Source organism: Simiduia litorea (genome assembly GCF_042853465.1).
Taxonomy (GTDB): domain Bacteria; phylum Pseudomonadota; class Gammaproteobacteria; order Pseudomonadales; family Cellvibrionaceae; genus Simiduia; species Simiduia litorea.
The window spans coordinates 1,089,015-1,112,887 of record NZ_AP031497.1 but is presented as its reverse complement, the minus strand read 5'-3'; the positions used below and the strand labels follow the sequence as shown (position 1 = coordinate 1,112,887).

Sequence of the window (23,873 nt, the reverse complement as noted above, 5' to 3'; positions counted from 1 at the left end):
AATCCCGCCACACCCCATAAGGCACTAGGGTTCTTGAGCCGCAGCGCGTAAACTAGACGGCCATTTAAACACAGCCGTTGAAGATACCAAACCCCCATGCCTTCGGATAGCCAACAAATCCAATTAGACGCCAAAGTACCCAACAACGCCGGTGGAATGCGAATTGACGCCATGGCCAGCAGCCTCTTTCCCGATTACTCCCGAGCCAGACTGCAAACCTGGATCAAAGACGGGGTGCTAACACTCGACGGCAAACCCTGCCGGAGCAAGGATAAGTGTTACGGTGGCGAGCGCCTATCGCTCAACGTGGTACTTGAAGCCGCCGGCGATTGGGTCGCGCAAGACATTGATTTAGATGTAATTTTTGAAGACGAACACATTCTCGTAGTGAACAAGCCGGCAGGTCTAGTGGTACACCCAGGCGCGGGCAATCACGACGGCACGCTGCTCAATGCACTGTTACACCACTGCCCAGATCTGCAACTGATTCCCCGCGCAGGCATTGTGCACCGGCTAGATAAAGACACTACCGGCCTCATGGTGGTGGCGAAAACCTTAATCGCCCAGAATGATTTAGTGGCCCAACTTCAAGCCAGAACGGTCAAGCGCGAATACGATGCATTAGCGCTTGGTCGTATCATTGGCGGCGGCACTATCAACCAACCCATGGGCCGCCACCCGACCCAACGCACAAAAATGGCGGTGGTTGAACACGGTGGCAAAGAGGCCATCACCCACTACACCATCCAGCGTCGCTATAAACATTACACGCTAGTGCGCTGCCAGCTTGCCACGGGACGCACCCACCAAATAAGGGTCCACATGGCGTGGATGAAGCACCCGCTAGTGGGCGATCAAACCTATGCTGGCGGCCGTCAATTAGCGGCGGGATTGAGTTTAACCCTGAGAGAAGCGCTGACCGCTTTCCCGCGCCAGGCACTGCATGCGGCGCAACTGGGCCTAAACCATCCTATCAGTGGCGAAGCCATGAGCTGGCAAAGCGAACGCCCAAAAGATTTTCAAGCCTTGTTAGCACTCATGGCTGAGGAAGATAGTGTTGTACGATAAGCTCACACTGTTAACGCCGAATTGGCCTGCGCCAGCGCAGGTAAAGGTCGCCATTAGCTGTCGTAACACAGGCTATAGTCAGGGCGTTTACACAGCTGGAAACTTGGCCTTGCACGTTGATGATGATCCATTATTGGTGGCAAAAAATCGTCGGGCACTGCAACACCAAATCGGTGTCCAACACATTCAATGGCTAGAGCAAGTGCATGGCACCCACGTGGCAAATGCCCTGCCCGACGGGCTCACCCGCACAGCCGATGCCTGCATCACCGAACAAACACATCTCGCCTGTAGCGTCATGACCGCCGATTGCTTACCGCTCCTATTGTGCGACCAAGCCGGTACCCAGGTCGCCGCCGTGCACGCGGGCTGGCGCGGCCTCGCCAAAGGAGTTATTGCCGAAACAGTTAAGCAATTTACTGGAAAGCCCAACCAACTACTGGCCTATCTAGGCCCCGCTATCAGCAAAACCCATTTCGAAGTAGGCGTTGACGTACTCGAAGCCTTTTTCGAATTGGCCGGCAATAGCGACGCGGCCGACGCCATTGCCAACGCGTTCCAGCCTAGCCTGAAACCACTAAAATTTTACGCCGACCTCTACGCACTCGCTCGGTTAGCGTTAGCACAAGCAGGCGTTAACAATATCTACGGTGGCGATTTTTGCACCTTCAGCGACGTCGATCGCTTTTACTCTTATCGCCGTGACGGTCAAACTGGACGCATGGCGAGCCTCATCTGGCTTGATTGATTTACATCAAACCAGCACAAGGTTTCTCGAGTCCCTGCTTGAATTTCGCCGCTGCTACCCTTACCTCTGTAAGTAACGCAGCTGCACTAGCAGCAAAACAGACAGAGGTGTTGATATGCGAATTGATCGTTTAACCAACCAGTTGCAAATGGCGCTGTCGGACGCGCAATCGCTCGCCGTTGGCCGCGATCATCCACAGCTGGAGCCTAGCCATTTATTGTTGGCCCTGCTCGACCAGCAAGCGGGTACGGTGCGTCCATTACTCGCCCAAGCCGGATTTGATGTCACAGGTTTGCGCAATGGCCTCGCCAAGAAACTCGACCAACTAGCGCGCATCCAAAACCCCAATGGCGATGTGCACATGTCGCCCGAGCTCGGCCGGCTACTAAATCTTGCCGATAAACACGCGCAAAAATCTGGTGACAAATTTATTTCCAGCGAGACACTACTGCTCGCAGCTATGGAGGAAGGCAATAGCGACCTCGCTAAGATGCTAGCCCAATTCGGCAATGTGCAACGGTTAAAATCTGCCGTGGAAAGCGTGCGCGGTGGCGAAAAAGTTGAAACCCAAGACGCCGAAGAAAATCGTCAGGCACTAGAAAAATACACCATTGACTTAACCGCCCGCGCCGAAGCCGGAAAGCTCGACCCGGTGATTGGTCGCGACGACGAGATTCGCCGCACCATTCAAGTTTTACAACGCCGCACGAAAAACAATCCCGTGCTTATTGGCGAACCTGGTGTGGGTAAAACTGCGATTGTCGAAGGCTTAGCACAACGCATTATCAACGGCGAAGTACCTGAAGGTTTGAAAAACAAACGCCTGCTGTCACTTGATCTCGGCTCGCTACTAGCCGGTGCTAAATTTCGCGGCGACTTCGAAGAGCGGCTAAAGAATTTACTGAAAGAGCTGTCGAAACAAGAAGGTCGAATCATTCTCTTCATCGACGAACTTCACACCATGGTCGGCGCAGGAAAAGCCGATGGTGCACTCGATGCTGGCAACATGTTAAAACCAGCGCTAGCCCGCGGCGAACTACACTGCGTGGGCGCCACCACGCTGGATGAATACCGTCAGTATATTGAAAAAGATGCAGCCCTCGAGCGCCGCTTCCAAAAAGTATTAGTCGACGAACCGAGCGAGGAAGATACCATTGCGATATTGCGCGGCCTGAAAGAGCGCTATGAAGTGCACCACGGCGTAGATATCACCGACTCGGCCATTATTGCCGCAGCAAAACTTTCGCAGCGCTATATCACTGATCGCCAACTGCCCGACAAGGCCATTGACTTAATTGATGAAGCCGCCAGCCGTATTCGCATGGAGATAGATTCCAAGCCAGAGGTGATGGACAAATTAGAACGTCGTTTAATACAGCTAAAAATCGAGCGCGAAGCGGTTAAAAAAGACGAAACCGATGGCGCCAAGAAACAACTATCTATGCTCGACGGCGAAATAGATAAAGTTGAACGAGAATTTTCCGACCTCGAAGAAATTTGGCGAGCAGAAAAAGCGGCATTAAGTGGCTCACAAGATATTAAAAGCAGCCTAGAGCAGGCACGACAGGACATGGAATCCGCCCGTCGCGCCGGCGATCTTGCGCGCATGTCTGAGCTGCAATACGGCATCATTCCGGAGCTAGAAAAGCAACTCGACATGGCTGGTCAAGCGGAAATGATGGAGATGAAACTGCTCCGCAACAAGGTCACGGAAGAAGAGATTGCCGAAGTCGTGTCGAAATGGACCGGCATTCCGGTCTCCAAAATGCTTGAGGGCGAAAGAGAGAAGCTGCTGCAAATGGAGCCGGCTTTACACAAAAAAGTCATCGGGCAAAGTGAAGCCGTTATTGCTGTCGCCAATGCCGTGCGCCGCTCTCGGGCTGGCTTATCAGATCCACATAGGCCAAACGGCTCGTTTTTGTTTCTTGGGCCAACTGGGGTTGGTAAAACTGAACTGTGTAAAGCACTGGCGGAATTTTTATTCGATACTGCCGACGCCATGGTGCGCATCGACATGTCTGAATTCATGGAAAAACACTCGGTCGCCAGGCTCATCGGTGCACCGCCTGGTTATGTAGGTTACGAGGAAGGTGGCTACTTAACCGAAGCCGTGCGGCGTAAACCCTACTCGGTGTTATTGCTCGATGAAATAGAAAAAGCGCACCCAGATGTGTTTAACATTTTGCTACAAGTACTGGACGACGGTCGCTTAACCGATGGTCAAGGCCGAACCGTGGATTTTCGCAATACCGTGATTGTCATGACCTCAAACTTGGGCTCTGACCGCATTCAGTTGCTCAGCGCCAATGATACCGGCGAGGCTAATTACGACGAGATTAAGCGCTCGGTTATGGAGGTAGTGGGGCAACATTTTCGCCCAGAGTTTATCAACCGTATCGATGAATCCGTTGTTTTCCACCCGCTAGGCCGTGAGCAAATCAAAGGGATTGCGGAGCTGCAATTGAAGCTACTCAGCCGACGGCTAAGCGAAAGGGAGCTTACCCTAGAGCTGTCGCCGGCCGTGATGAACAAACTCTTGGAGGCCGGCTACGATCCTGTTTACGGCGCGAGGCCTCTCAAGAGGGCCATTCAGCACATTGTAGAGAACCCACTGGCGCAGGCGATATTGGAAGGACGATTTATGCCCGGCGACAAGATTCAGGCAGATCTAGATATGGATCGCATTGTATTTACCACGATCTAAACTGGATCTAATAAAAAAGGCGCCTAAGCGCCTTTTTTATAGATTTACTAGCTAGATTATTCGCAGCTCTCGCGAATAGCCGCTTCAGCTTCAGCGCGCTTCTCGTTCAACTCATCGTCGGAAAGGTAGCGAATACTGCCATCCGCGCCGGTGACTTTAATACGTGCGTGATTATTCAAGGTTTCGACATTAGCTCGGGCAACGCTGCAGCGTTGAGGATCTAACGCCGTCATTTGTACTTCGGGTTTAGCCGCTTCAGCCGTTTGAGGCTTAGGCGTAGAACCCGCCTCATCGCCAGGCAACACTCGACTTGTCGGAATGGCATTCGAACTAGATTTACTGCCAGCCCCAATTTGCGTGCGAATTAAGGTGGAAGCCCTATCCTTCGGCGCGGTGACGGTGTAATGGGTGACACCCTCATCATCAACCCAACGATAAAACTCTTTTGCATCAGATTGCACCGAAAAAACGGCGCCAACCAAGACGATAGTGGCCAGAAACAAGTTACGCATGGCGAATTCCATACTCCAGATTAGTGGTTCAGCATAAGACTATACTACTTGGTAGCAATAAAACCTACCAAGCACCTCACATATAGACCATCTTGCAGAAGGTTTGCCACTTTTTACCCTAAGTACTTGACTTTACTTGCCAAATTGCCAGAATTACCGATTCGCTAGATGGCTATAGACCAACCGGTAAACCCGGTTCATTTCTACCCCAGGCAGGTCAACCACCCGCCTTACCATCCAGAGTTGCAAAGATGCGTCCACCGACGCCATCTTGTCCGGTTCTCGGAGCGTTAAAAGCGCAGGGAACGGGTTAATCCGAAGCTAACTCAGCATTGAGATCGGGCGCACCTGCATGGGTAGGTGTCCTTTGGCGCATATAGCGTAGATTAATGCATATTCTTTAAGGGGACATTAAGGTGGAACTGCTTTCCGGCGGCGACATGCTCATTCGCGCTTTGCAAGATGAAGGCGTAGAACACATATTCGGCTATCCTGGCGGCTCTGCGTTGCATATATACGACGCAATTTTCCGACAGCAAAAAGTCCAACACATTCTGGTTCGTCACGAACAAGCGGCCACCCACGCCGCCGACGCCTACGCGCGCTCTACTGGCAAAGTGGGTACAGTCTTGGTTACCTCAGGCCCCGGTGCCACCAATGCCATCACCGGCATTGCTACGGCCTACATGGACTCCATCCCGATGGTGGTGATCTCTGGTCAGGTGCCATCCGATAAGATTGGCGAAGACGCCTTCCAAGAAACCGATATGGTGGGCGTGTCGCGGCCCATCGTTAAACACAGCTTTTTGGTGAAAAATACGGCGGATATCCCAGAGATTATCAAAAAAGCCTACTACATTGCCTCGACCGGTCGGCCGGGCCCTGTGGTTGTCGATCTACCAAAAGACATTACCAATCCTCACGACAAGTACGAGTACAGCTATCCGAAAAAGATCAAGCTGCGCTCCTACACACCAATTGAAAAAGGCCACAGCGGGCAAATTCGCAAAGCGGTGCAATTATTGATGACCGCGCGCCGGCCTGTGATTTACGCTGGCGGTGGCGTGGTTCAAGGCAACGCCTCTGACCTAGTGACAAAGTTTGCCAAGCAATTACATTTTCCCGTGACCAACACATTAATGGGCTTAGGTGGTTTTCCGGCGTCGGACAAACAGTGGCTGGGCATGCTCGGTATGCATGGCACCTTTGAAGCGAATACCGCCATGCATCACGCCGATGTGATACTGGCCGTAGGCGCACGCTTCGACGATCGCGTCACCAACACGCCCAATAAATTTTGCCCGCAGGCAAAGATCATTCATATTGATATCGACCCAGCGTCAATTTCTAAAACTGTCTCAGCCGATATCCCCATTGTTGGCTCTGTGGCCAGCGTAATGAGGGATATGCTTGGGCTGTTAACCGAAATTAAGGAGCGTCCAGACGCTAAGATGCTCGGCGACTGGTGGCAACAAATTGAAGACTGGCGCGCCCGGCACGGCATTTACACCCAGCCACGCTACAACACCGACAGCAACATGATCATGCCGCAGGATGTGATTAAGATGCTGCACAAGGTCACCAAAGGCGATGCCTACGTCACCTCGGACGTTGGCCAGCACCAAATGTTTGCCGCTCAGTATTACGGTTTCGACAAGCCTCGTCGCTGGATCAACTCCGGTGGCTTAGGCACCATGGGCTTTGGCTTACCCGCAGCTATGGGCGTGCAGATGGCGCATCGCGACGCCGTGGTCGCCTGCGTTACCGGTGAAGGCTCTATACAGATGTGCATCCAAGAATTGTCGGCCTGCACCCAGTACAAGCTACCGGTAAAAATTATTTGTTTAAATAATCAGGCCCTAGGCATGGTGAAACAATGGCAAGACATGCAGTACAGCGGTCGCTACTCCGAATCACTCTATGAAGATTCGCTGCCCGACTTCGTAAAGCTTGCCGAGGCCTACGGCCACGTCGGTATGAGAGTGGACAAAAAAGAAGACCTTGAAGCGAAAATGGAAGCCTGTTTTGCCATGACCGATCGAGTGGTATTTATGGACATTTATGTGGATCCAACTGAGCATGTTTACCCCATGCAAATTGCGCCAGGTACCATGCGCGATATGTGGCTCAGCAAAACGGAGCGCACATAATGAGACGTATTATTTCTGTACTCATGGAAAACGCGCCTGGCGCCCTGTCTCGAGTTGTAGGGCTTTTTTCCCAGCGTGGCTACAATATCGAAAGCTTAACCGTTGCCCCCACTGAGGATGTCACGCTCAGCCGGTTAACGTTAACGACCCTAGGCGACGATCATAAAATTGAACAAATCACCAAACACCTCAACAAGTTGATTGATGTGGTGAAACTGGTGGATCTGACTGAAGGTGCACATATTGAGCGCGAGCTCATGCTCATCAAAGTCAAGGCCGTGGGCGGTCAGCGCGAAGAAATCAAACGCTGCGTCGACATTTTCCGAGGCCAAATAGTCGATGTAACACCCAGCGTTTACATCATTCAAGTAGCCGGCACCTCTGACAAACTAGACGCATTTGTGCAGTCAGTTGGTGATAGTTCGATACTGGAAGTTGTACGCACTGGCGTTTCCGGCATCGCTCGCGGCGAAAAAATACTGAGCCTCTAGGCTCAAGCATTACCTATTCGAACCCATTTATTGCAACAGAAAACATAGGATTTAATCATGCAAGTTTACTACGACAAAGATTGCGACCTTTCTATCATCAAAGGTAAAAACGTTGCCATCGTGGGTTACGGCTCACAAGGTCACGCACACGCACAAAACTTAAAAGATTCAGGCGTTGCCAACGTAGTAGTTGCTCTGCGCAAAGGCTCTGCCAACTGGAAAAAGGCTGAAAAAGCCGGCCTCAAAGTTGCGGAAATTGCCGACGCAGTGAAAGACGCCGACGTCACCATGATTCTTTGCCCAGACGAGCATCAAGCCGCTATCTATGCAAAAGACATAGCGCCGCACCTCAAGTCCGGCTCTGCGCTAGCTTTCGCCCACGGCCTAAATATTCACTTCCAATTGATTCAACCGCCCGCTGACGTCGATGTTATCATGATCGCCCCGAAAGGCCCTGGTCACACCGTTCGTTCAACCTACATGGAAGGCGGCGGCGTGCCAACCTTGATCGCGATCTACCAAGACGCGACCGGCAAGGCAAAAGATACCGCCCTGTCCTACGCCTCTGCCAATGGCGGCGGCCGCTCTGGCATCATCGAAACTAACTTCCGCGAAGAAACTGAAACGGATTTATTCGGCGAGCAGGCTGTGCTTTGCGGTGGTGCATCTGCGTTGGTTGAAGCGGGTTTCGAAACCTTGGTTGAAGCCGGTTACGCGCCAGAGATGGCCTACTTCGAATGCTTGCACGAACTGAAGCTGATTGTAGATTTGATGTACCAGGGCGGTATCGCCGATATGCGTTACTCAATTTCCAACACAGCTGAATACGGCGATTACGCCACCGGCCCACGCATTATTACCGCTGAAACAAAAGCTGAAATGAAGCGTGTATTGACCGACATTCAAGAGGGCCGCTTCGTACGCGACTTCATTCTTGAATGCCAAGCGGGCTACCCCGTCATGAAAGCAAAGCGCCGTATCTCTAGCGAACACGGTATTGAGCAAGTCGGTAGCAAGCTACGCGCTATGATGCCTTGGATCAAGGCCAACAAGATTATCGATCGCTCTGAGAATAATTAAGAGCGGTGGACAGTAAACAGGAAAAGCACAGCGAACGCGCCTTAAGCTGTAAGCAAGCTTAAAAAAAGCCCCGCAATTGCGGGGCTTTTTTTTGTCTGAAATATTTAAAAAGTTAGGTCAATCGACGTAGACGGGGCCAATGCCCATACCCCAAACAATCACGGTACCCACGCGCACGATAACGAGCATTACCAGCCCCACTGTCACCACAGAGGTGGCGTACATGAACGCGCGCTCTTTATCGATATTCATCAAAATGGGAATGCCTTCATACACTAAATAAACGGCATAACAACCGGCTAAAATAGTCGCTACAGCATTCAACCACAATTCTGGGTAGATACCCGCTATACCCGCCAAAAAAACTGGCGTGGTGATGTAAACAGCCAAGGCCGTACCTTCATAGTGACGCTTTTCAGCTGAATCTGTCACACCGTAGGTTTTCGCCATCCAATTAATAAATTCGCCCAGAACATAAACGCCTACCATTAAGGCGATATACGTCATAATACACAGCGACAACGCTGATTCGATGGTGAGCTTCACCACATCGCCATCGCCGATGGTCCAACCAACTTGGGTTACGCCGATAAATGCCGCCACAGGCGGAATGAGCGCCAAAATGGGCACATGACTAAAAAATACCTGAGCAAATGAGTGACGTTCATTTCGAATTGCTTTCCACTCTTGGTCGGGATGAAGCAAAATACCTAACGTGTGCTCCAAAAGGGCCATAAAGCCTCCTTCTATAATTATTTTGGCTGCACGCTTGAATACTTAATCAATCCGAGGATTTATCGGCGCAAGCAACAGCGTACAGCCTCAGTATTATGGAGGCTCGGCTGATAAACCAATAAGAATTCGCTATGTAAATAGCCGTTATAATGCTGCAGTGATATATAGAAATTGACTATTCGCTCAATACCCAACACCAACTCACCCCCTACAAGGACAGTCAAAATGTCGAATATTTACCAAGACAACTCGCAAACTATCGGTAAAACACCACTGGTAAAGCTCAATAACCTCAGCTCCCACAACATTTTGGCAAAAATTGAGTCCCGTAATCCTGCCGCATCAGTAAAGTGCCGCATAGGTGCCAACATGATTTGGGAAGCTGAGAAACAAGGCCTGCTTAAGCCAGGAATGACCGTAGTCGAGCCTACCAGCGGCAACACCGGCATCGCCCTTGCTTATGTCTGCGCTGCCCGAGGTTACAAACTGATATTAACCATGCCCAACACCATGAGCTTGGAAAGGCGCCAACTGATTAAAGCCCTAGGCGCAGAGCTGGTACTTACCCCTGGTGAAAAAGGCATGAAAGGCGCGATAGATAAAGCCGCAGAGATTGTGGCTACTAACACGGCGGCCTACTTCGCCCCCCAACAATTCTCAAACCCCGCCAACCCAGCCATTCACGAGGCCACCACCGGCCCAGAGATTTGGCAAGATACCGATGGTGCCATTGATATTTTGGTTGCCGGCGTGGGCACAGGCGGCACCATTAGCGGCATTTCGCGCTACATCAAAAAGACCCAAGGTAAAGCCATTCAATCTATTGCGGTAGAACCGACAAGTTCACCGGTGATTAGCCAAGCGAGAGCTGGTCAAGCCCTTGCGCCAGCGCCACACAAAATTCAAGGCATTGGTGCTGGCTTTATCCCAGACAACCTAGATTTAAGCTTAGTGGATGCCACAGAGCTTGTGAGCAATGAAGACGCCATAGCGATGGCACACAGATTGATGAAAGAGGAGGGCATTCTGGCTGGGATATCGTCTGGCGCAGCAGTTGCCGCGGCAATTAGGGTAGCAGAACAACCCGGTAATGCAGGCAAAACGATTGTTGTGATATTACCCGACTCGGGTGAGCGCTATCTCTCAAGCGCCTTGTTCGCAGGATTCTTTACTGACTCTGAAACCAAGCAGTAATCGTCACTTAGGCTGCCTCAGGACTAGAGGCAGCCTAAACTGGGTTACTCAGGCGGGTTATTTGCGGCGAATACCCGCATCTTCCAAATCGATAATGCCCTGCTTATAAAGATGACCAATCGTGCGTTTGAACGCCGCCTTGCTCATAGCGAAAGCGCGCTTTATTTGCTCAGGGGACGATTTATCGTGCAGTGGGGCGAAGCCGTTATTGCTGTCTAAATACTTTAATATGACTTGGGCGTGACTATCGCCAAGCTCCTGATTACTACGCAAACTCAGATCTATCTTGCCATCAGGCCTTACTCGCTTGATGAAGCCTTTAATTGACTGACCAAAACTGAGCCGTTGAAACACCTCATCACTGAACAAAACCCCCCAATGGCTGTGGTTAACAATCGCTTTAAAGCCCAAGTCGGTGCTATTAGCCACGATCAAATCAACCGGCTGACCGGCTTTGAAAAAAGATGGTTTCTTATCAAGGAACTTGTCAATTTTAGAGCTAGCAGTCAATCGCCCGTCGTGCGGATTCAAGTAGATGTAAACCAGATAAGATCTGCCCTCTTCCATTGGCCGCTGCTGTTCACCAAAGGGCACCAAGAGATCCTTGCCTAAACCCCAATCCAAAAAAGCGCCAAACTTGGTGACCGAATTGACTTTCAGGCAGGCAAATTCGCCCACTACCGCTTTAGGTGTTTCGGTGGTCGCCACAGGGCGGTCTTCCGAGTCCATATGCAAAAACACGCGGACGAAATCACCAACCTTTAAACCTTCTGTCACATAACGCCTAGGTAACAGCACTTCGCCTAAATCACCTGCGCCTAAAAATGCGCCAAAATCTGATAGTCGCTGCACGGGCAAGGTGTGAAACTGGCCTAATTGAATCATATCTACTCTCGTATACATTATCGATCTAGCTTTGCCACACATTAAAATTGGTATGACATAAAAAACCAAATCATAAAAAAAGGGGCTAAAGCCCCTTCTTACCTAATTTACTTGACCACCCTTAGGCTCGGCCTTGCCGCTATAGGCGTCGCGGGCTTCGCCGCTTTCGGTTTGACGACCTGAGGCTTTTTACTGGGCTCAGGTGGCGTCGGTTCCGGCTCTAACTCGGGCTCAAACACCATGCCCTGACCATTTTCTCGGGCATAAATACCTAATACAGCGCGGCATGGAACATAGATATCAGTAGGAATACCGCCAAAGCGCGCGTTAAACCTAATAGCTTGGTTTTCTAAACTGAGTCCCATAACAGCTGAAGGCGCGATATTTAAGACGATTTGCCCTTCCTTATTCACATGCTGTTGGGGTACTTCCACATCAGAAGCGTGGGCATCAACCAAAATATACGGCGTGCAGTTATTATCAACTATCCATTCATACAAGGCCCGAATCATGTAAGGGCGGCTTGATGTCATAGCCATGGGGCAGCAGCTCCTATCGGGTTGAATGACACATACTACATTAACGAGCTAGGTATGATACATACCCAGCTCGGCTCAGTTACTTCTTGAACGGACGCATTTCCTTTTCGAGCTCAGTTAAGCTCTCACGGAAAGATTCGCGCACGAAGAGGCGATCCATGTAGTCAAACAAAGGCTTGGTCGCCTTAGTCTGAGGAATATTAATTTCCAGCGAGTCTAATCGCCAAAAGATCGGTGCCAAGCAGCAGTCAACCAAGGTGAACTCTTCGCTCATAAAAAACGGCATTTCAGAAAAAATCGGCGCAATAGCGGTAAAGCTTTCGCGCAATTCTTTACGCGCTTTAGTAACCGCATCTTTGTTCTTATTTTCCAAGATGGTGTCTATCAAGGGGCACCAGTCGCGCTCGATACGGTACATCCACAAACGGCTCTGGGCACGGGCAACGGGATAAACTGGCAACAATGGAGGATGCGGAAAACGCTCATCCAAATACTCCATCATCACTTTAGTTTCATATAAAGCGAGATCGCGATCCACCAGCGTGGGCAAAGAGTTGTAAGGGTTCAAATCTGCTAATTCAGCAGGCTTGGCCTCTGGATCTATATCTTCTACGTCTACGGTTACTCCCTTTTCCGCGAGCACAATACGCACTCGGTGACTGTAATGGTCACGAGCATCGGAAAAATAGGTCATAGATGATCGCTTAGCGACAGCACCCATTGGTTTCACCTCAATTTAGTCTAAACAATAATAAACAAAGGCGGCACTACGTTTCCGCAGGCCGCCCTAACGTGCAATTCAATCAGTGAATGTCTTTCCAATACTCACGGTTTAGCAAGTACGTGAAAACAAATAGCACTAACAAGAACAACAATACATAGATACCAATGCGCTCGCGATCTAAGGCATAAGGCTCGGCAACATATTCTAAGAAGTTCACCAAATCATAAATCGCCTGATCAAACTCTTCAGCGTTCATGGTTCCCTTGCTATCGCCAACCTTCAAACTGCCACAGGGATCATCAGCAATGACCGCACCGGTCACTGGGTCGCGCACAGGGCGGCCATCTTCAAAATGTGGGCCAGGCGCACATTCAGCCAAGCCTTGCAGTTCGAGCATGGCATGGGGCATAGCCACTTTATCGAACACCCGATTGTTAACGCCGGTTGGGCGGGTATCGTCTTTGTAGAAATTACGCAGGTAGGTATACAACCACTCAGGATTACGGGCGCGAGCCACCAAGGTCAAGTCTGGAGGCGTAGCGCCAAACCACGCCTTTGACTTAGCAGGATCCATAGAAATGGTCATCAATTCGCCGATGCGACGATCACCAAACACCATGTTGTCCATCATCACATCATGTGGAATACCCAAGTCATCGGCAACGCGGCCGAAGCGAGAAAAACTAGCGGCGTGACAACCCATGCAATAGTTGGTGAACAACATGGCGCCGCGCTGCAGCGATTCTTTATTCTCTAGGTCGGGCACCATGACGTCGCATTCGATGGCGCCACAGGCGTAGGCTGATTCAGCACCAACAGCTTTAATCGGAATCACTGTCAACGCAATGAACAACAATAAGCCACCCCAAACCATGCCGGCGCCCAAGCCTTTCGCCTGTGTGCGCGTTGGCTCTGGCAAACACTTCTCGCGCTTGGTCCAGAAGGGCATGCCGATAAAGTAGGCAAAGTAAATCACGGTGCAAACTTGAGCCAAAATCGTGCGGCCTTCCGTTGGCGCCTTCACGCCTAGGTAGCCCAGAATAACGAATGAGGCAGCAAACACCATGAGTGCAACACGGCTAAAGTTGCCTTTGTAGCGCATGGACTTTACGGGGCTCTTGTCGAGCCAAGGCAAGACAAACAAAATCGCAATAGCGGCACCCATGGCAATTAAGCCTAAGAACTTAGAGCTCAAGGGGCCTATATCGAAGGTAACAGCGCGTAAAATTGCGTAGAAAGGTGTGAAATACCACACTGGCGCAATGTGCGGTGGCGTCTTCAGATTGTTCGCTTCTTCAAAGTTGGCGTATTCCAAAAAGAAGCCGCCCATTTCTGGCATGAAGAAAATAACGAAGCAGAAGGCGAACAAAAATACGGTCACGCCAACCAAGTCATGCACGGTGTAGAAGGGGTGGAAAGCCACGCCATCAAGTGGAATACCGTTTTCATCTTTGGTTTTTTTAATTTCAACGCCATCGGGGTTGTTAGAGCCCACTTCGTGCAGCGCTAAAATATGCAGCACCACTAACGCCAGCAATACGATTGGCAGGGCAACAACGTGTAGTGCGAAGAAACGGTTTAAGGTAATCCCAGAGATCAAGTAATCGCCGCGAATCCACTGCACCAGGTCATCGCCCACAACGGGGATAGCACCGAACAGCGATACGATGACCTGAGCACCCCAATAAGACATCTGACCCCAGGGCAACACGTAGCCCATGAACGCCTCAGCCATTAGGGCGACATAGATGGTCATGCCGAAAATCCACACCAGCTCGCGGGGCGCCTTGTAGGAGCCATACATTAAGCCGCGGAACATATGTAGATAGACCACCAAGAAAAACGCCGAAGCACCGGTAGAGTGCATGTAGCGAATAATCCAACCGAAATCCACATCGCGCATGATGTACTCAACCGACGCGAATGCACCTTCTGCGGTAGGGGTGTAACTCATGGTCAGCCAGATACCGGTCAATAATTGGTTAACTAAAACCAAGATCGACAGAACACCGAAGAAATACCAAAAGTTAAAGTTTTTAGGGGCGTAGTACTTCGCCATGTGGGTATCCCACGCGCGAGTTACCGGTAAACGTGCGTCCACCCAACCCAATAGACCTGTGAGCCAGTTCGTCATGCCTTATGCCTCCTGATCTACGCCGATTAAAATAACTGCATCGGACTCATAACTGTGTGGGGGAACTTCCAAGTTGATTGGTGCAGGAACGCCTTTAAATACGCGGCCGGCCAAATCAAATTTAGAACCGTGACAGGGACAGAAGAAACCACCCAACCACTCGCTACCACCCAAGTCTTGAGCACCAACATCTGGGCGATACATAGGTGCGCAACCCAGGTGGGTGCACAAACCTAGCAAGACAAGATATTCGGGCTTAATAGAGCGGTATTCATTCTTCGCATAAGCCGGCTGCTGCTTTTCTTCAGCTGACTCTGGATCGCGAAGACTATCAGCCATGCCACCTAACGAGCTAAGAGTTTCCTCCGTACGTCGCACGATATACACAGGCTTGCCGCGCCACTCAACCACGATCATCTGACCTGGCTCTAACTTTGACACGTTGGCTCGCACAGGTGCACCAGCCGCTTTGGCTTTTGCACTTGGGTTCCAGGACCCTACAAACGGTACCGCTACACCAACAGCGCCCACAGCGCCTACTACGGAGGTAGCTGCTGTCAGAAAACGACGACGCCCCTCGTTTACACCGTCATTGGTCATGACGTTTCTCTCCCATCACAGCTGCAAGAGCCAGTAAATGACTGAAATAAAAAGAAATAGCGAGAATTTCTGCACCCCAAAAAGTCGCACAATCTTAATGAAAATGACCACAACTGACAAGGATAACCACAGTTCATGCCTCGATTTGGGCAAAATGGGTGCTTTTGAAACAAAAAAGGCGCGCCTTTGAGGGCACGCCTTTCGAGTCCGCCTGTAAACAGGCTGCGAATTAACGCTTGGAGAACTGTGGTTTCTTACGTGCTTTACGCAAGCCCACTTTCTTACGCTCAACTTCGCGCGAATCACGAGTTACATAACCCGCTTCACGTAAGCTTGGACGCAAGGCTTCGTCATAGGCCATCAACGCACGGGTTAAACCGTGACGGATTGCACCCGCTTGACCGAAGCTACCACCACCTTTGACGGTAACAGTTACGTCGAACTTTTCAACATTGTCAGTCAGCTCAAGTGGTTGACGAACAATCATACGAGCCACTTCACGACCAAAGTAAGCGTCCAACGTACGCTCGTTGATGGTGATGTTGCCACTGCCAGCCTTAATGAAAACGCGAGCAGTTGAGGTCTTGCGGCGACCGGTACCGTAATATTGAGTATCTGCCATTTTCAGCTTCCTTAGATATTCAGTTCTTTAGGTTGCTGTGCAGTGTGCGGGTGAGCACTACCAGCGTACACTTTCAGCTTGCGGAACATGGCGCGTCCCAGAGGGCCTTTGGGTAACATACCCTTAACAGCACTCTGAATAATGCGCTCGGGGGCGTGAGCAAGAAGCTTTTCAAAGCTCATTGTCTTCAAACCACCAGGAAACTCGGTGTGACGGTGATACATCTTGTCCGTCGTCTTGTTTCCAGTAACACGCACTTTATCTGCGTTGACTACAACAATGTAGTCGCCAGTGTCCACATGCGGGGTGTACTCAGGCTTGTGCTTGCCACGCAAACGACTAGCGATCTCGGTAGCCATGCGGCCAAGAGTCTTGCCATCAGCATCGACAATGAACCAGTCGCGCTGGACTGTTTCGGGTTTAGCACTGTATGTCTTCATGTTATATAGCCTTGAACGAGGGTCTTCCCACAAAAAGAGCGCGCATACTACAGAGTAGCGCGCCGTAATTCAAGCGCTTTAGATGGCTTTTATCGCCAATCAAAGCACCCACCTCAACAGTTACCGAAACCTACCTGACTGTTAAGGCTTATGCGGCCGCGCTAGGTATTCGCGGCTTTGCATCTCGAGTAGCCGGCTACTGGTGCGCTCGAACTCGAAGCTCAATCGACCACCGCCATAGAGCTCGGTTAACGGCACAGCTGCCGAAATCACCAATTTTACGCTACGATCGTAAAATTCATCCACCATATTCACAAAGCGCCGCGCTTGGTCATCCTTCTGCCCCCCAAGCACCGGCACATTAGTCACCAGTACGGCATGGTAAATACGCGCAAGTTCGATGTAATCGTTCTGCGAACGCGGTCCATCGCACAGGGTATCAAAATCAAACCAGGCGACGTCTTCGGCCTCAAAACGGGCGCGAATAATACGCCCTTCCACCTCGAGCGCCACATCGGCCTCTATCTCTTCAATATCAGGCACCAAGGCCTCAAAATTTTCGCGCATGGCGGCCTCGGCAGGCGCACCAAGCGGCGAATGATAGAGCGCTGCCTGCTCCAAGACCCGAAGGCGATAATCAACACCGCCATCCACATTAACCACCAGAGTGTGCTGATTAAGTAAAGCAATGGCGGGCAGGAAGCGCGCGCGCTGCAAACCGTTTTTATAGAGACCATCGGGCACGATATTCGAGGTCGCCACCAACGCCACACCACGGGCGAACAAGGCCTCGAGCAAGGTACCTAAAATCATGGCATCGGTAATGTCGCTGACGAAAAACTCATCGAAGCAAACGATACGGGTTTCGCCCGCCAGCCGATCCGCAACCTTTTCGAGTGGATTAGCCTGCCCTTCCAAAGCCGTTAATTCGTGGTGAACTCGGCGCATGAAGCGGTGAAAATGCACCCGCATTTTATTTTCAAAGGGCAATGCATCATAAAAAACATCCATCAAGTAGGTCTTGCCACGACCAACCCCGCCCCAAAAATATAAGCCTTTCTCTGGCTGCTTACTCGGCCTCTCAAGCCAACGGTTAAGACGTGCAAAAAAAGAGTCCGCGGCTTTAGGGGCCAACAAGCGGTCATATAAATCTTGCAGCAACACAATCGCCTGCTGTTGTGCAGCGTCGGGCTTAAAACCCAGATGGGCTATGTCGTGTGCGTATCGCTGCAGCGGTGTCAGATCACTGATCATCGAGTGCCTCCTGCAGCAGATTGATCGAGAACTAACACCAACTGCTGTACTAGCCAGTCCTTCAACTCCGTTAGCTGACCATGAAAAAAGTGACCCGTTTCAGGGATAACGAGTAACTGTTTATTGCCGCTCAAGCCGTCAAACCAACGCTTCAAACCTGCCACACCTACCAACTCATCCTGCTCGCCAATAGCAACGGCCACAGGCTGTGAAAAGGCGCCAGCCTTATCGTAGGCATAACGCTCCACCGGTGGTGCTACTAAAATGAGGTGCCCAGAGGGAACAACAAAACTCGCCGCCGCGGCAACAGCAGAGCCAAATGAAAAACCCGCGAGCAAAAGACCTGACGTCGGCAGCTGCTGTTGGGCCCAGTCACAAACCGTTAAGAAATCCTCTAACTCACCGCGCCCCTGATCAAAACTTCCTTGGCTGTTTCCAACCCCCCTGAAATTAAAGCGCACCGAGTCTATGCCAAGCTGCCGATAAACGCGGGCCAAGGTAGACACAACCTTATTGCTCATGTTGCCGCCATGCACAGGATGAGGATGCGCGATGACCGCAAGATAACCCGCGCCGCGCAAAGCACCCTGATCATCGCCTCGCTGAGTAAGGAGCTCCAAGTCACCCGCCGGGCCTTGGATCAATAATGTCGTTTCTTTCAGGTTAAACACGGGCGTCGGCCTTCCGTAATTCGCTAAATTGACTGTAAATATACAAACATTTTGCTCTAAGATTGTGATCCATTCAGATCAATAACAGCATATAATGTACGTATGAGTTGCCCGCTAGGGCAATTCGGCGCGCATTATGGCATGGAGGACCGCGCGCTTTAAGCCGTAAGTTGTAATTTTGGCACCCAGAAGGAGAGCCCTTTGTTTTCGCTTAGCACTTTAATCCTGACCGTTTTGACCTGCTTAATCTGTGGCGGCGTGGTAGGCGCCTTTTTGATGTTCGCACTGCGCCCACAAGAAAAAATCAACCGCGAGCTAGAAGCACAGCTTTTAGAATCAGAGGCCAAGCTGCGAGACTACCAGCACGAGGTAACACAGCACTTTGTCGACACATCGCAGCTGATCAACAACTTGACTCGCTCCTACCGCGACGTGCACGAACACCTTGCATCCTCAGCCCTAAAGCTCGGAAATGCCGATATTAGTCGTCAAATTGCCCAAGCAGCTGACGGTAAATTACTCGAACAAAGCGCCAACCTAGACGCAGACGGTAACTACAAAGCACCTACCGACTGGGCCCCCAAAAAGCCGGGTAAACATGGCATTTTGAGCGAAGAGTTCGGCTTAAACGATGATGTAAACGTCGAAGATGAAGAGTTGATTTTAAACAGTAGAGCCTGACACCAAGGGCACTTTAGTGCCCTTGGCTATTCCTGCCTTAGCGAATGTCGCCTCTGCTAATGATCATCGCCGCGGCACAATACAGTAGCTCGCTGACTTCTAAGCTCAGGAGCACCTCACCCTCCCATGATAAAAACGCACCCATAGCGCAAACTAAAAGCCGAAGCGCTTTTATTGCCAACAGCGCACAACCTTTCACCGGTGCAATACTCTATAATGAAGCGCTTTAATCGCAAATGCAGGCATGACCTTGAAAAAAATATTCGATTATCTGGCATGGCCAGTTGCTTGCGGCCTACTTATCGCCCTCTTTTTTCTGGTATTTTCGAAACAACTCAGCCCCCTACTGAGCCCAGCACTGGCCAATGTAACAAACAATTTGCCCGGCACAGGGCCGGTATCTTATGCCGATGCGGTAAAAAGAACGGCGCCCGCAGTAGTGAATATTTTTACTCAGCGCAGAGTGGCAAATCAAACCAATCCACTGGTAAACGATCCGCTGTTTCGCCACTTCTACAATAATTCTAACCTCCCGCAACAAGAGCGCCTACAGTCGTCCCTAGGTTCGGGCGTCATTATGAATCCGGAGGGCTATATCTTAACCAACCATCACGTGATCAACGGTGCCGACCAAATTGTGGCGCTGTTAACCGATGGTCGAGAAGCGCAGGCGCGAGTCATAGGCACAGACCCAGACACTGACCTAGCCGTGCTAAAAATTAATTTAGAGAACTTACAAGCAATCCCCATTGGCGACCCAAGTAAAGCGAGAGTCGGCGATGTGGTGCTGGCCATCGGCAACCCGTTTGGCGTTGGCCAAACCGTGACACAAGGTATCATCAGCGCGGTTGGCCGCTACGGCTTGGGCATTAACACTTTCGAAAATTACCTACAAACCGACGCCGCCATCAACCCAGGCAACTCCGGCGGCGCACTGATTGATGCGCGTGGAAATTTAATCGGCATCAACACGGCCATCTTGGACAAAACTGGATTTTCTGTTGGCATCAGCTTCGCAGTACCCATCGATATGGCGCTGCGCACACTGAAAGATATCGCCGAACACGGCAACGTTGTGCGCGGCTGGATTGGCGTTGAAGCGCAAAAAATGACACCACAACTGGCTAGAAATCTCGGCTTAGATATCAACCTCGGCGTGATAGTTACTGCGGTGTATAAAGAAAGTCCAGCCTATAAGGTCGGTATCAGACCCGGCGATATCATCACGGATCTGAATGGCATAGCGCTCGGCGATGGCCGTAAAGGCGTGCAATTTATTGAGCAGAGCCGCCCCGGTGACAGCATCACGCTAGGCATACAGCGCGGCCTACAGAAAACCGAAGTGAAGCTCGTCATGGCGGCACAACCAGGCAGCTAGCCGCATTACTTTTCGATGATTCGATATTCAGCCGAGCGCGCGTGCGCCTCTAAGGACTCACCGCGCGCCAGAACACTTGCACACCTACCCAACTCACTAGCGCCCTGCGGCGAACAATAAATCAAACTCGAGCGCTTTTGAAAATCGTACACCCCCAAGGGCGAGGAAAATCTTGCTGTGCCCGAGGTGGGTAAAACATGATTCGGGCCAGCGCAATAATCGCCTAAAGCTTCAGCGGTATAGCGACCCATAAATATCGCACCGGCATGGCGAATACTTGGCAGCCAACGCTCTGGCTCATCGACTGACAACTCTAAGTGCTCAGGCGCGATGCGATTACACAACGCCATGGCCTGCTCTAAAGACTCAACCAGAATTAATGCACCGCGCCCACGCAGCGATTTGGCGGCAATGGCATGGCGCTCTAAGGTCGGTAACAAGCGAGCAATGGATGCCTTCACAGCCTTCAGAAAAGCGGCGTCGGGCGAAATTAGAATGGCTTGCGCTAACTCATCGTGCTCGGCCTGACTAAATAGATCCATGGCAATCCAATCCGGATCTGTCTGGCCATCGCAAATCACTAGGATTTCGGAAGGACCTGCAATCATATCTATGGCAACGGCACCAAAAACGGCGCGCTTAGCGGTGGCCACAAAAATATTGCCAGGGCCGACGATCTTATCGACCTTGGGAATCGTCGCCGTCCCATAAGCAAGCGCAGCGACTGCCTGTGCACCGCCAACGGTAAACACCCGATCGACACCGGCAATATGCGCCGCCGCCAACACTAAGGGGTTGATTTCGCCCTTGGGTGCAGGCACCACCATGATAATTTCATCGACGCCGGCCACTTTGGCGGGAATCGCATTCATGAGCACCGACGACGGATAAACGGCCTTGCCACCGGGCACATAAATACCCACGCGCTCCATAGCGGTAATTTGCTGGCCTAAAACAGTGCCGTCGCTTTCCTGATACTGCCAACTAGCCTGCAGCTGGCGCTCGTGATAAGCCCGCACTCGCTCGGCGGCTAGTAACAGCGCATCGCGCTGTTCAACATCTAACTCTTCAAACGCCGTTAAAAGCCGATCTGAACTCACCTCCAACTCAGCCATGGTCGAGACAGAGAGCTGATCAAACTGCGCCGTAAACCGCAATACAGCTGCGTCGCCGTCGGTGCGCACCGCGTGCAAAATCTGTTTTACCGTCTGCTCAACCTGCTCACCAGTATCGGATTCAAAGGCGAGCAGCTGGGACAGCTGTTGATCAAACGTAGCGTCGAGACTAGAGAGCTCAGAAATCATGTTTGTAAACTTTTAAAAATTAGCCAGCAATCGCCGCAGCGATATCATCAATAATGCGCTGAATACGCGCGTGCTTCATTTTCATCGACGCCTTATTCACGATCAAACGGGAACTGATGTCGGCAATGTGATCTCGCGCCTCTAAACCATTGGCTTTCAACGTATTGCCCGTGTCGACAATATCGACAATTTCATCGGCCAAATTCATCAAGGGCGCCAATTCCATACCGCCATACAGTTTAATGATATCGGCTTGGCGGCCTTGCGCGGCGTAATAACGCTTGGCCACATTGACATATTTCGTCGCCACTTTTAAACGACCCGCCGGCGCTTTTGCGCCCTTAATGGCAGCAGTCATTAAACTGCACTTGGCAATTTTCAAATCCAGCAGCTCGTAAAGTCCATCGGCGCCATTTTCTAGCAACGTGTCCTTGCCGGAGACTCCCATATCCGCAGCGCCAAACTGCACATAGGTAGGCACATCTGATCCGCGTAATACCACCAAGCTAATATCCGCCTGATTGGTACCGAAAATCAGCTTTCGGGATTTATTGATATCTTCCTCGGGCTCAATTCCTGCGGCCGCCAATAGAGGTAAGGTCTCTTCGAGAATGCGCCCTTTTGTTAACGCTATGGTTAATTTACTCATTAGCCGGGCACCCTTCTTATATCAGCACCTAAAGACATCAACTTTTCTTCAATACATTCATAGCCGCGATCGATATGATAAATACGATCGACCAAGGTGTCGCCCTGAGCCACCAAGCCGGCGATAACCAAGCTGGCCGAGGCGCGCAAATCAGATGCCATCACTGGTGCGGCTTTTAATTGCGCCACACCGTTTATCACCGCCGTATTGCCCTCTAAGGTAATGTGGGCGCCCATGCGATTTAGTTCATGCACTTGTATCAAACGATTTTCGAAGATGGTCTCTGTCACCATCCCGACGCCTTCAGCAATCGCGTTCATGGCGGTAAATTGCGCCTGCATATCCGTTGGAAAAGCCGGATAAGGTGCCGTTTTTAAATTCACAGCTTTTGGCCTACGGCCCTTCATATCGAGCTCAATCCAATCCTCACCGCAGGTGATTTCGGCACCGGCCTCTTCGAGCTTCAAAATAACCGCCTCTAATATGTCGGCGCGGGTATCTTTTAACTTTACTTTGCCACCTGTGGCTGCAGCCGCCACGAGATACGTGCCGGTTTCGATGCGATCAGGCATCACTTTATAAGTACAGCCGTGCAGCTCTGGGACGCCATCGATGACCAAGGTGGCCGTGCCAATACCGGAAATTTTGGCGCCCATGGCCACCAAACACTGACAAAGGTCAACAATCTCAGGTTCGCGCGCTGAGTTTTCCAACACGGTACGACCCTCTGCCAGCACTGCCGCCATAACGAGGTTTTCAGTGCCGCCCACGGTGACGGTATCCATGAAGAAATGGGCGCCCTTTAAACGTCCATCGCAGCGGGCGCGAATATAGCCCTCATCCACCTCAATAGTTGCGCCCATGGCCTCGAGACCGCGCAAGTGAATATCCACAGGGCGACTACCGATGGCACAACCACCTGGAAAAGACACATTGGCCTCACCGAAGCGCGACAGCATGGGGCCCAACACCAAAATTGACGCGCGCATCGTACGTACTAGCTCATAGGGAGCGGTAAAGTCCGTCATGCCCTCGGTGTTAGTTTCAACACACATTTTTTCATCGATAGTAATATCGACGCCCATACAGCGCAGTAACGCCAACATAGTGGTGATGTCATTTAAATGCGGCAAATTGCAAACATGCATAGGCCCCTTCGCCAGCAAGGTCGCGGCAAGAATGGGTAGACCGGAGTTCTTGGCACCAGAAATACGAATTTCGCCATTGAGGCGAGCGCCACCTTTGATTAACAATTTGTCCATGACACATCTCTATATTGGAACTAACGAAGAAAACAATGACTCAGCCTT

23 protein-coding genes are annotated in these 23,873 nt (G+C 51.1%); 9 read left to right on the top strand and 14 right to left on the bottom strand.

Annotation, left to right across the window (positions count from 1 at the left end; genetic code table 11):
* The first annotated feature begins 96 nt into the window (after positions 1-96).
* The 3 genes from rluD (at position 97) to clpB (ending at position 4,520) form a co-directional block, all read left to right on the top strand.
* Positions 97-1,068, top strand: coding sequence for a 23S rRNA pseudouridine(1911/1915/1917) synthase RluD (gene rluD / locus ACGHTT_RS04925; protein ID WP_390593874.1), 972 nt, complete (start codon positions 97-99; stop codon positions 1,066-1,068).
* Positions 1,058-1,816, top strand: a complete 759-nt coding sequence (gene pgeF, locus ACGHTT_RS04920; protein ID WP_390593873.1) for a peptidoglycan editing factor PgeF — start codon at positions 1,058-1,060, stop codon at positions 1,814-1,816. The genes rluD and pgeF overlap by 11 nt, the downstream gene beginning before the upstream one ends.
* Positions 1,817-1,931: 115 nt before the next feature.
* Entirely contained in the window at positions 1,932-4,520 is a 2,589-nt protein-coding gene (gene clpB, locus ACGHTT_RS04915) for an ATP-dependent chaperone ClpB (RefSeq protein ID WP_390593872.1), read from the top strand.
* A gap of 56 nt (positions 4,521-4,576) precedes the next feature.
* Here clpB and ACGHTT_RS04910 read toward each other — a convergent pair whose 3' ends face one another.
* On the bottom strand, positions 4,577-5,032 hold the full coding sequence (locus tag ACGHTT_RS04910; protein WP_390593871.1) for a DUF4124 domain-containing protein: 456 nt from the start codon (positions 5,030-5,032) through the stop codon (positions 4,577-4,579).
* Between the two features lie 416 nt (positions 5,033-5,448).
* On the opposite strand from ACGHTT_RS04910, the gene ACGHTT_RS04905 reads away from it, so the two are divergent.
* Genes ACGHTT_RS04905 through ilvC form a run of 3 tightly spaced genes read left to right on the top strand, consistent with a single transcriptional unit; the run spans position 5,449 to position 8,753 of the window.
* The gene (locus tag ACGHTT_RS04905) at positions 5,449-7,182 is read left to right on the top strand and encodes an acetolactate synthase 3 large subunit (RefSeq protein WP_390593870.1); all 1,734 of its coding nucleotides are present in this window, start codon (positions 5,449-5,451) and stop codon (positions 7,180-7,182) included.
* The gene (ilvN, locus tag ACGHTT_RS04900) at positions 7,182-7,673 is read left to right on the top strand and encodes an acetolactate synthase small subunit (protein WP_290261540.1); all 492 of its coding nucleotides are present in this window, start codon (positions 7,182-7,184) and stop codon (positions 7,671-7,673) included. Before ACGHTT_RS04905 ends, ilvN begins: the two co-directional genes overlap by 1 nt.
* A gap of 57 nt (positions 7,674-7,730) precedes the next feature.
* Positions 7,731-8,753, top strand: a complete 1,023-nt coding sequence (ilvC, locus tag ACGHTT_RS04895; protein WP_290261538.1) for a ketol-acid reductoisomerase — start codon at positions 7,731-7,733, stop codon at positions 8,751-8,753.
* A 117-nt stretch (positions 8,754-8,870) separates the two neighbouring features.
* Here the strand turns inward: ilvC and ACGHTT_RS04890 are convergent, their stop codons facing one another.
* Positions 8,871-9,488 (bottom strand): Yip1 family protein, encoded by a 618-nt coding sequence (locus tag ACGHTT_RS04890; RefSeq protein WP_390593869.1) that lies wholly within the window; start codon positions 9,486-9,488, stop codon positions 8,871-8,873.
* 225 nt (positions 9,489-9,713) lie between these two features.
* On the opposite strand from ACGHTT_RS04890, the gene cysK reads away from it, so the two are divergent.
* Positions 9,714-10,682, top strand: a complete 969-nt coding sequence (gene cysK, locus ACGHTT_RS04885) for a cysteine synthase A (protein WP_390593868.1) — start codon at positions 9,714-9,716, stop codon at positions 10,680-10,682.
* Between the two features lie 57 nt (positions 10,683-10,739).
* Here cysK and ACGHTT_RS04880 read toward each other — a convergent pair whose 3' ends face one another.
* The 9 genes from ACGHTT_RS04880 to ACGHTT_RS04840 all read right to left on the bottom strand — a co-directional run bounded on the left by ACGHTT_RS04880 (position 10,740) and on the right by ACGHTT_RS04840 (position 18,551).
* Positions 10,740-11,567 (bottom strand): S1 RNA-binding domain-containing protein, encoded by an 828-nt coding sequence (locus tag ACGHTT_RS04880; protein ID WP_390593866.1) that lies wholly within the window; start codon positions 11,565-11,567, stop codon positions 10,740-10,742.
* A 107-nt stretch (positions 11,568-11,674) separates the two neighbouring features.
* A complete protein-coding gene (locus ACGHTT_RS04875; protein ID WP_390593864.1) occupies positions 11,675-12,106 on the bottom strand; it encodes a ClpXP protease specificity-enhancing factor in 432 nt (143 codons plus the stop codon).
* Positions 12,107-12,185: 79 nt separating this feature from the next.
* Complete coding sequence (locus ACGHTT_RS04870) at positions 12,186-12,827, bottom strand: glutathione S-transferase N-terminal domain-containing protein (RefSeq protein WP_290261526.1); 642 nt, start codon at positions 12,825-12,827, stop codon at positions 12,186-12,188.
* An 82-nt stretch (positions 12,828-12,909) separates the two neighbouring features.
* On the bottom strand, positions 12,910-14,964 hold the full coding sequence (locus tag ACGHTT_RS04865) for a ubiquinol-cytochrome c reductase (RefSeq protein WP_390593862.1): 2,055 nt from the start codon (positions 14,962-14,964) through the stop codon (positions 12,910-12,912).
* Positions 14,965-14,967: 3 nt separating this feature from the next.
* Entirely contained in the window at positions 14,968-15,564 is a 597-nt protein-coding gene (gene petA, locus ACGHTT_RS04860; protein ID WP_390593861.1) for a ubiquinol-cytochrome c reductase iron-sulfur subunit, read from the bottom strand.
* Positions 15,565-15,793: 229 nt separating this feature from the next.
* The gene (gene rpsI, locus ACGHTT_RS04855) at positions 15,794-16,186 is read right to left on the bottom strand and encodes a 30S ribosomal protein S9 (RefSeq protein WP_390593860.1); all 393 of its coding nucleotides are present in this window, start codon (positions 16,184-16,186) and stop codon (positions 15,794-15,796) included.
* A gap of 11 nt (positions 16,187-16,197) precedes the next feature.
* A complete protein-coding gene (gene rplM / locus ACGHTT_RS04850; protein ID WP_290261515.1) occupies positions 16,198-16,626 on the bottom strand; it encodes a 50S ribosomal protein L13 in 429 nt (142 codons plus the stop codon).
* 141 nt (positions 16,627-16,767) lie between these two features.
* Positions 16,768-17,880 carry a cell division protein ZapE gene (zapE, locus tag ACGHTT_RS04845; protein WP_390593859.1) on the bottom strand — a complete coding sequence of 371 codons (1,113 nt, stop codon included), beginning with the start codon at positions 17,878-17,880 and terminating at the stop codon, positions 16,768-16,770.
* The gene (locus ACGHTT_RS04840; RefSeq protein ID WP_390593858.1) at positions 17,877-18,551 is read right to left on the bottom strand and encodes an alpha/beta hydrolase; all 675 of its coding nucleotides are present in this window, start codon (positions 18,549-18,551) and stop codon (positions 17,877-17,879) included. Before ACGHTT_RS04840 ends, zapE begins: the two co-directional genes overlap by 4 nt.
* Before the next feature lie 201 nt (positions 18,552-18,752).
* Between ACGHTT_RS04840 and ACGHTT_RS04835 the strand changes: the two genes are divergently transcribed.
* Positions 18,753-19,232, top strand: a complete 480-nt coding sequence (locus ACGHTT_RS04835; protein ID WP_390593857.1) for a YhcB family protein — start codon at positions 18,753-18,755, stop codon at positions 19,230-19,232.
* A 244-nt stretch (positions 19,233-19,476) separates the two neighbouring features.
* Positions 19,477-20,610 carry a trypsin-like peptidase domain-containing protein gene (locus tag ACGHTT_RS04830; protein ID WP_390593856.1) on the top strand — a complete coding sequence of 378 codons (1,134 nt, stop codon included), beginning with the start codon at positions 19,477-19,479 and terminating at the stop codon, positions 20,608-20,610.
* Positions 20,611-20,615: 5 nt separating this feature from the next.
* On the opposite strand, the gene hisD is transcribed toward ACGHTT_RS04830, so the two are convergent.
* From hisD to murA, 3 genes are read right to left on the bottom strand one after another with little or no spacing between them, the layout of a single operon-like run.
* Positions 20,616-21,914, bottom strand: coding sequence for a histidinol dehydrogenase (gene hisD, locus ACGHTT_RS04825; RefSeq protein ID WP_390593855.1), 1,299 nt, complete (start codon positions 21,912-21,914; stop codon positions 20,616-20,618).
* 19 nt (positions 21,915-21,933) lie between these two features.
* A complete protein-coding gene (hisG, locus tag ACGHTT_RS04820; protein ID WP_390593854.1) occupies positions 21,934-22,563 on the bottom strand; it encodes an ATP phosphoribosyltransferase in 630 nt (209 codons plus the stop codon).
* The gene (murA, locus tag ACGHTT_RS04815; RefSeq protein ID WP_390593853.1) at positions 22,563-23,825 is read right to left on the bottom strand and encodes a UDP-N-acetylglucosamine 1-carboxyvinyltransferase; all 1,263 of its coding nucleotides are present in this window, start codon (positions 23,823-23,825) and stop codon (positions 22,563-22,565) included. Before murA ends, hisG begins: the two co-directional genes overlap by 1 nt.
* Between the last annotated feature and the right edge of the window lie 48 nt (positions 23,826-23,873).